The sequence below is a fragment of the Jhaorihella thermophila genome (assembly GCF_900108275.1).
Taxonomy (GTDB): Bacteria; Pseudomonadota; Alphaproteobacteria; order Rhodobacterales; family Rhodobacteraceae; genus Jhaorihella; species Jhaorihella thermophila.
The window spans coordinates 1-1,158 of sequence record NZ_FNVD01000065.1 but is presented as its reverse complement, the minus strand read 5'-3'; the positions used below and the strand labels follow the sequence as shown (position 1 = coordinate 1,158).

Here is a 1,158-nt window from a genome sequence, read left to right as displayed (position 1 = left end):
GTGATCGCCTCGGCCACGGCGGCGGCGATGAAGCCGTCGTAGAGCTCCACGCCCTGCGAACTGTCGTCCCAGGTCGTGCCGTAGGAGGCGGACCAGTCCTTGTTGCGGGTGGGGTGGTTGGAGCCATCGTAGTCGACCAGGTACGGCGGATCGGTCGCGAACAGCACCGCGCGCTCACCGTTCATCAGGCGGCGGACGTCGTCACGGCTGGTCGAGTCCCCGCAGAGCAGCCGGTGATCGCCGAGGATCCACAGATCGCCGGTGCGCGATACCGGATTGCGCGGCGGCTCGGGGATGGTCACCGGTGGCACGGAGCCCCCAGCGTTACCGTCTTCACCATCCCCCTCCGGCACGAAGGCCAGCAACTTGTCCAGCTCGCCATCAGAGAAACCGACCAGCGACAGGTCGTAGTCCTCGGCCAGCAGGTCCTGCAGTTCTGCCGAAAGAACGGCTTCGTTCCAGTCGCCCAGTTCGGTCAATTTATTGTCGGCCAGACGATAGGCCCGGCGCTGCGCCTCGGTCAGGTGGCCGAGCACGATCACCGGCGCCCCAGTCAGCCCAAGCTGCGTCGCGGCCAGCACACGGCCATGGCCGGCGATCAGTTCTCCGTCCTCGCCGACGAGACACGGCACGGTCCAGCCGAACTCGGCCATGCTGGCGGCGATCTTCGCCACCTGGTCGGACCCGTGCACCTTCGCGTTCTTCGCGTAGGGCTGGAGCTTGGCCAGCGGCCAGGTCTCGATCCGCTCGGGGGCGAAGCTCAGCGTCATGGGTGTTTTTCCGTGGTTGGCGGTGGAGTCCGGCGAAGCGGAGTCCACCGGCCTGCCCGCTGGACTCCGGCATCCACGGGGTATCCACCCCGCGCGGCCGGTCATGTATTTGATGTTACGACGATTTTTCGGCGCCGAGGGTGGATCCGGATTCCGGGTGGCTTCCCAAAAATCCGGCCCTGACGCTGGCGAAATCCCGCGCCAAGCCCGCCAGCATACGCATTCGGCCCAAAAGGAACCAACCGGTTCGCGCGGGTCTGGACCAGTTGGAAGCTACTTAATGTCCGTCGTCAGAGTTTTTCGGACAGCGCAAGCAGTTTCGTAACGGAGGCTCTGGTTCGGTTTCTGTCTGAGTTTAGGCGGCAGCGGCTTGATGTTGCAACCGGCG

At 65.2% G+C, this 1,158-nt stretch carries 1 pseudogene; it reads right to left on the bottom strand.

Features of this window, described 5'->3' with window-relative positions:
* Positions 1-770: pseudogene (locus C4S70_RS18405) on the bottom strand (DNA methylase); the annotation flags it as partial.
* Between the last annotated feature and the right edge of the window lie 388 nt (positions 771-1,158).